This window comes from Nostoc sp. CHAB 5836 (assembly GCF_020829445.1).
Lineage (GTDB): Bacteria > Cyanobacteriota > Cyanobacteriia > Cyanobacteriales > Nostocaceae > Nostoc.
In genome coordinates this window covers 1-7,358 of the sequence record NZ_JAIVFV010000256.1, presented here as the reverse complement: position 1 = coordinate 7,358, position 7,358 = coordinate 1, and the positions used below count along the sequence as shown (strand labels likewise).

Sequence of the window (7,358 nt, the reverse complement as noted above, 5' to 3'; positions counted from 1 at the left end):
AAGTTGGCGCGAAAAAATCAAAGTATGTTACGAAACGTAAATAGCCTTAAAATCTTTACTAGTGACCAATTGACTTAGGACAAATGACAGCCTTAGCCAGTTAGCTTTAATTGCGCCGACCTACTTAACTTTTAACTCCTAACTTTTAACTCAGCACTAAAAAATGGGGAGAGAGCAGGACATAAGCCGGGTTCTGTTCTCTTGCGAGGGCAGTTATCTATCTGGGACGTGTGTTACCAAACGCCTCAAGCGGCTCTCATTGAGCGGAACTGGTAAAAGACCAACCGTAGTTCCTATCGCCTTGCTCCCAACCGGGGTTTACCGAGCCAGCACCTCTCGATACTGCTGGTGCGCTCTTACCGCACCTTTGCACCCTTACCAAATTTAGTTAGGAGTTATGAGTTATGAGTTAAAAGTTAATAATTCCTAACTCATAACTTCTAACTCCTAACTGTTTTGGCGGTATCTTTCTGTGGCACTATCCTCACGATCGCTCGCACTGGACGTTATCCAGCAAGTTTGGTCTTTCGGGAGTCCGGACTTTCCTCAAATCAGTAACTATGACTGATCTGCAACCGCCTGCGCCTACTCTCTCCTTAAATCCAGTGTAATCTTGGATGGCGTAGTATAGACCTCTTGCATAAATGAAACAATTTGAACCCCAAAGAACCAAAGCTACGCTTTGTCTCCCCTCCCAAAGAGCTCTTAGGGGTTGGGGGTGGGGTGTTAGGCACTTTTGCAAGAGGTCTTATGTCTGGTTGATAAGTAGAGCGACGCAAATAAAGCTAACTGGCTAAGGCTGTCATTTGTCATTTGTCCTTCGTCATTTATAAGGGTTTAAGGTGTATTTACGTTTCGTAATATAGTTTGATTTATTCTTGCCGACTTACTTATTACTTTTTTTTATTCCAAGGTAAAGCGTAAGTCCAAGGTAGTTTCTTGACTGTGAAAGGACAATTGATAATACTAATGGGAGGAAAATCACGACCTGGGGCTAAACCTACACGCACCTCAGATATCCGTAGCACTAGTTGCAGAGAAAAGTCCAACTCCTTTTTTCTGCTCATAAAGTCGTTGTACAAATTTTTTTGCCCTTTTTGCAGCCCGTTGATATCAATTAGGGGTTTTTTTGCTGAATAGGTTCCAGCTACTTGATCCCGCTCGAAAACATCTTCTGCTGTCACGGTTTCAGAAAGTGTTTTATTGGGGGCAATCAGGCTGGGACTTTGGGGTACTGCTAAGTCGCGAGTTAAGTCTGGTGATTTCCGTATCACACGGCGCGATTGCTTGCTATGTTCAACTACCAAAGAGCTGTTATCCCAATCAACGTATACAGCAATATTATCAGATTTATTTTCAATGCTAATGGATAAATCTTTCAAATCGTCAATTTGGTATGAGGGTTTGAGTTTAAAGGAAATGCCAATTTTATCGTCGAGATTTTGTTCTTTGAGTTGCTCGTCAACGATTCCTTTTTTAAACTCAAACTTGATTTGGTCGTCGATGGATTCAACCATGCGGTTAAAAACATAGGAAACGCCGATAATATAAATTGTCAAAACTACTAAATTCTGGTCGCTACTCCTCATAACTCAGAATCTCAACTCCCAGTGCTAATGAATGTATATTCGACTCATCGCTCATCTGCAATTTTTAATTGCGCTTGATTGTTACAGAATTTTGCAGCCAGCCTCGTCGCCAAAAAAAGAATAACAAACCAAGTGCGATCGCAGCCATCACTACCAAGCAAAGTGGGTAGCCCCAATACCAATTCAATTCCGGCATATTATATGGCGATTTTTCAGTATTGAAATTCATCCCATATATTCCGGCAACAAAAGTCAGGGGAATAAAAATTGTTGAAACTACCGTTAGTACCTTCATTATTTCATTCATTTTATTACTCACTGCCGAAAGATATACATCCATTAATCCAGATGCTAGTTCTCGATAAGTTTCCACCATATCCATTACTTGTACCGTATGGTCATAACAATCTCGCAGGTAAATTCGCACTTCTTCACTAATCAAATCGGGAGCATCTCGAATTAAGGAATTGATGGCATCTCGCTGGGGCCAGATCGCACGACGTAGTTGCAGTAATTCTCGCCTAATTTGATAAATATTTTGTAGTGTCTGGGGAGTAGGTTGAACTATTACTTCCTCCTCCAACTCTTCAATTCGCTCTCCATATAACTCAAGCACTGGGAAAAACCCATCAATAATTGCATCTAATAGAGCATAAGCTAAATAATCCGCTCCCTGTTTACGGATGATACCTTTGTTTTTTTCAATTCGCGATCGCACCACTTCAAAGCAATCATGTTCCGGTTCCTCTTGTACTGTCAGCAAATAATTTTTCCCTAATATCAAACTCACTTGCTCGCTGTGAAAACCACATATTCTTTTCTTTGGTACTACCATGCGGGCGATGAATAGCAATTGGTCTTCATAATCCTCTGTTTTGGGACGCTCTGGTACGTTGACTACATCTTCTAAAACTAGAGGATGTAATTCAAAAACGTTACCCAATCGTTGTAATATGTCTTGACTACCTAAACCTTGTACATCTACCCAAGAAATAGATTCCATGTCCAGATATGGGATACACTCCTCTGGAGTTGCTATTTGTTCGTGGATGAAATTGGTTTGGTTATAGTCAATCAAGAAAATTACCGGTGGCGGAGCATCTGCATCAATAATAATGGTTCCTGGTATAGTCCCTGGTTGGTGATGGAACTCATCTTCATATCGTCTAGTTACTATTTTGGGAAGGCGACGCCGTTTTCCTGCCATTAAATATTACCTAATAGTTATTTGTCATTTGTCATTTGTCATTTGTCATTGGTCATTGGTCATTGGTCATTGGTCATTTGTCATTTGTCATTGGTCATTTGTCATTGGTCATTGGTCATTTGTCGTTAGTGAAGAACAAAGCACATAAGGATAACTTAGAGTCATTTTACAAAATTTGGGTAAGCTGATGCGCGTCTAGATTGTACATTGCGATCGTTAAGACTGTCCCAAGTCAATTGGTCATCTGTCCTTTGAAATACAAATGACTAATGACAACCTCACGAGTAAATATACAATTTAAATGCGTAACAGCTTAGAACGTATTGCTTCTGAATCAGCAAGCCCTAAGTCAATACACTTGGGTTAAGCATTTCTTCCTTCTCTCTTCTCTTCCTTTGCGTCCAACTCTTACGAGACGCTGCGCGAATGCGGTCTTCTCCCAGGGGGAGACGCTAACGCGAATGCGGTTCGTTAACAAAATTGACTTTTACAAAGAGTTTTAGCCTTAACTGAACTGTATTGAGCCCTAAGTATAAAAAACAGTTTGCCTTAGCAAGACAAACTGCTTCAAAAATATTTATCTGGGTCAGCAGAAGTTAGAACATACCGCCCATACCGCCCATACCGCCCATGCCGCCCATGCCGCCCATACCGCCCATACCGCCCATACCGCCCATATCAGGGGCAGCAGCAGCAGACTTCTTCTCCGGCTTTTCAACAACGATCGCTTCAGTAGTTAAGACCAAACCAGCAATGGAACCAGCGTTTTGCAAAGCTGAACGCACGACTTTGGCAGGGTCAATAATCCCAGCAGCAATCAAGTCTTCAAATTCGCCAGTAGCGGCGTTGTAGCCAATGTTGAAGTCGCTGTCCCGGACTTTCGAGACGATCACAGAACCTTCAGCACCAGCATTGTCTGCTATTTGGCGCAAGGGGGCTTCTAGCGCTCGTTCGACAATATCAGCCCCAATTCTTTCTTCGTCATTTTGTAAGGTCTTTTTAATCGCTTCAACGTTCTTAGCTAAGTGAATTAGGGTCGTTCCACCACCAGGAACAATACCTTCTTCCACAGCAGCTTTAGTAGCGTTGAGCGCGTCTTCAATTCGCAGTTTGCGGTCTTTGAGTTCGGTTTCCGTTGCCGCACCCACTTTAATCACTGCGACACCGCCAGCCAGCTTGGCGATGCGTTCTTGCAGTTTTTCTTGATCGTAGTCAGAATCAGTTTCTTCCAACTGCCTGCGAATTTGACCAATCCGCTTTTGTACCTCTGGCTTAGTGACACTGCCAGCGACAATTGTAGTGCTTTCTTTGTCAATGGTGATTTTGCGGGCAGTTCCCAGCGCTTCTAAAGCAGCAGTATCCAAACTTAAGCCGATTTCTTCAGAAATCAACTGTCCATCGGTGAGAATAGCAATATCTTCTAACAAAGCTTTGCGGCGATCGCCAAACCCAGGTGCTTTAATTGCAGCCACAGCTAGTACACCCCGCGCTTTGTTCACTACCAGAGTTGCCAAAGCATCACCTTCGACATCTTCAGCGATGATCAACAAGGGCTGACCAGAACGGGCGACTTTTTCCAAAATCGGCACTAAATCTTGGATGCTGCTGATTTTTTTATCTGTCACCAAGATCCGGGCGTTTTCAAATTCCACAATTTGTCGCTCGTTGTTGGTGACGAAGTAGGGAGAAATGTAACCCCTGTCAATCTGCATCCCCTCAACTACTTCTAGTTCAGTGGTTAGGGATTTGGATTCTTCAACGGTTATTACACCATCTTTGGTGACTTTTTCCATTGCTTGAGCTAACATTTGGCCAACTTCTTCATCGTTACCAGCAGAGACAGTGGCAACTTGAGCGATCGCACTTCCTTCCACTGGCTTGGCTATTTTGGCAATTTCTAGTACTAGTGCCTCAATAGTTTTGTCGATCCCGCGTTTTAAGCTAACTGGATTACTACCCGCCGCCACGTTCTTCAAACCTTCCCGAATCAAGGCTTGTGCCAAAACTGTGGCGGTAGTTGTCCCATCCCCAGCAACATCTTTAGTTTTTGAGGCTACTTCCTGGATGAGTCTTGCACCAGTATTTTCCAGAGGATCTTCTAATTCAATTTCTTTGGCAACAGTGATACCATCGTTGACAATTTGAGGTGCGCCAAATTTTTTCTCCAAAAGGACGTTGCGACCTTTAGGCCCCAAGGTGATTTTTACGGCATCGGCAAGGGCGTTAACACCCCTTTCTAGAGCTCGCCGAGATTCCTCGTCAAATGAAATAATTTTCGCCATGTTTTATTTCTCCAGCGCTTCCATTAGACAATTTAGCACTCACAAGCCAAGAGTGCTAATCTTCCCCACGGCTCAAGTTACAAATGGAAATAAAAAAATTGATTAGTATACAGGTGATGCTCATATTAGATACAGGCACTAATGCTTGAATTGGGAGATGAATCTAGACAACTCCCTTAAGTACCTTGGTATTGCCGACCCTAGCGGCACCGGCTGGTTGGCAGTAGTATTTACGTTTCTCTTGGCTTGGCTAGTAACTTGGCGTTTAATTCCGACAGTACGCAAATTCGCCTTGCGGGTAGGTTGGGCTGACCAACCCAATGCACGGCGACTCAATCGAGAACCTTTGCCCAATGCAGGAGGGCTGGCTATCTACGCAGGCGTAATTGCCGCGCTGGTATTAGCTAGCCTTTTACGACCGATTGAACTCCAAAACGTATTGGCTCAAGTGCTAACTATTCTGTTGGGGGGTTCGATATTAGTCCTTGTGGGCTTTATCGATGATCAGTTCGGCTTACCGCCCTCTGTGCGATTGTGGGCGCAAATTGTTACCGCGCTGTTGCTGGTAGCTAATGGCATCAGCGTCAAAGTCATGTTTGGCACTCCCATCGACTCGCTCTTGTCGATGTCACTAACGGTACTATGGGTAGTAGGAATTACCAACGCCATCAACTTAATGGATGGCATGGATGGCTTGGCAGGAGGAATTAGCTTTATTACCGCCATGAGTTTGTTGGGCGTTGCAGCCCAATTTAATAATCGTGCTGCGGCAATCTTGGTACTCGCAGCCTTGGGGGGTGCTGCACTGGGCTTTTTACGCCATAACTTCCATCCGTCACGAATTATTATGGGTGATGCCGGAGCATACTTTTTCGGGTATGTGCTGGCAGCAACTAGTATTTTAGGCAAACTGCAACAAAACACAGTTTATGCGCTAATTCCTACGGTTTTATTTCTGTTGTTACCGGTGCTAGACACCACTCAAGTATTTGTGCGGCGGCTACTAGCAGGAAATAACCCTCTGAGTACTCCTGGCAAAGACCACCTACACCACCGCTTACTTGCTTGGGGACTTTCCCAGCGCCATGCTGCCTTCACACTTTGGTCAATTACCTTAGTTTTCAACTTGCTAGCGATGAGAATACAAGGTATGAGTTTGGTTGTGATCGCAGCTACCGCCAGTAGCATTATCATTCTTTTGGGTTTTACTGTCTGGCAAAGGATACGTCAACAGTCTTAGTTGCTTGTAGGGTAGCCATTGCAGTGCTAGCCCTACGATGTTTTATTCAGTCCACTAAAAATTCAAGCTTGAGTTAAATTATCTTGCAACCAAGCAACTAAATCTCCTTCTGTGGAAAAATCCAACAGTGCCTCAGCTAGATTCTCAAGCTGTTCGATAGATAGCTGACTGATGCGGTCTTGCAATTGCTGACTCAAATTGCCAATGCGTCGTCGCAGCAGACGCATGACCACCTCTAGAGTCTGTTCTTGCCTAACTTCATCACGGACTTCCTCAATGATTTCATCACGGACTTCCTCAATGATTTCATCACGGACTTCCTCAATGATTTCATCACGGACTTCCTCATAAATTCTGGTAGTTTTGATATCAAAATCACCCAGTCCAAACATTTTCATCAACTCCTGACGACTGATACGCGGTAGTTTGTAAACTACAATTGTTTCTATTAAATCTAGCACTTTTTGTTGAAGTGCTTTATTGCTCACTTCTGAACGTGTCTTTGTAATCAAACTTTTGACTAATAAGGGAGTTTGTTTTTTATTTACAACTACTAATTTAATGATCCCAACTCCCAAGGAATGTTCAGTTACTTCTCCAAGCTCGTTTAGATATAGTCTTGTTACTAGTTGGCTTTCGAGTAAGATTCGATAGGGTTGTACTTCGGTTGGTTCAAGGCTGCGGCGAGGAAATATAACCACTGCCCGCCAATCTGTGGTAGGTGCGTAAAGTCGTAAATACAGAAATATTTCTGAAAATAAACGAGCGTAAAATTCGTTATCTTTTTGAAACTGAACCTCTACAAAATAAATCGGCTGACTACTACTATCAGCAACAGGAAGAAAGACTCCATCAATGCGAAATGCTGTTTGCTTTAATTCTACTGAAGCGAAATTATATGCATTTGCTTCTGAGAGGATGTTTTAAAAGTGGGGGGCTAGTGTAAGAAAGCTCACAAGGCGTATGCTGAATTTTGTAGAAACCAGCACCCTGTGAGCGAATGACTAAAGCATACCGTAGCAATCTGACCTGGGAACAGT

Annotated in this window: 5 protein-coding genes and 1 other RNA gene; 1 reads left to right on the top strand and 5 read right to left on the bottom strand. The window is 43.3% G+C overall.

All coding sequences use genetic code 11. From position 1 onward, the window contains the following. Positions 1–166 precede the first annotated feature (166 nt). From rnpB to groL, 4 genes are all read right to left on the bottom strand, one after another. An RNA gene (gene rnpB / locus LC605_RS29920) (RNase P RNA component class A) lies at positions 167–593 on the bottom strand. A gap of 300 nt (positions 594–893) precedes the next feature. After that, positions 894–1,589, bottom strand: a complete 696-nt coding sequence (locus LC605_RS29915) for a hypothetical protein (RefSeq protein WP_229551057.1) — start codon at positions 1,587–1,589, stop codon at positions 894–896. A 64-nt stretch (positions 1,590–1,653) separates the two neighbouring features. Then, a complete protein-coding gene (gene corA, locus LC605_RS29910; protein ID WP_229551056.1) occupies positions 1,654–2,796 on the bottom strand; it encodes a magnesium/cobalt transporter CorA in 1,143 nt (380 codons plus the stop codon). 596 nt (positions 2,797–3,392) lie between these two features. Further along, positions 3,393–5,078, bottom strand: a complete 1,686-nt coding sequence (groL, locus tag LC605_RS29905; protein ID WP_229551055.1) for a chaperonin GroEL — start codon at positions 5,076–5,078, stop codon at positions 3,393–3,395. A gap of 157 nt (positions 5,079–5,235) precedes the next feature. Between groL and LC605_RS29900 the strand changes: the two genes are divergently transcribed. Next, complete coding sequence (locus tag LC605_RS29900; protein WP_229551054.1) at positions 5,236–6,318, top strand: MraY family glycosyltransferase; 1,083 nt, start codon at positions 5,236–5,238, stop codon at positions 6,316–6,318. Between the two features lie 62 nt (positions 6,319–6,380). Here the strand turns inward: LC605_RS29900 and LC605_RS29895 are convergent, their stop codons facing one another. After that, entirely contained in the window at positions 6,381–7,238 is an 858-nt protein-coding gene (locus tag LC605_RS29895; RefSeq protein WP_309143283.1) for an Rpn family recombination-promoting nuclease/putative transposase, read from the bottom strand. Positions 7,239–7,358: the final 120 nt, after the last annotated feature.

Coding starts and splice junctions, on each gene's coding strand:
- LC605_RS29915 (WP_229551057.1), bottom strand. CDS start 1,589: ATGAGGAGTAGCGACCAGAATTTAGTAGTTTTGACAATTTATATTATC.
- corA (WP_229551056.1), bottom strand. CDS start 2,796: ATGGCAGGAAAACGGCGTCGCCTTCCCAAAATAGTAACTAGACGATAT.
- groL (WP_229551055.1), bottom strand. CDS start 5,078: ATGGCGAAAATTATTTCATTTGACGAGGAATCTCGGCGAGCTCTAGAA.
- LC605_RS29900 (WP_229551054.1), top strand. CDS start 5,236: ATGAATCTAGACAACTCCCTTAAGTACCTTGGTATTGCCGACCCTAGC.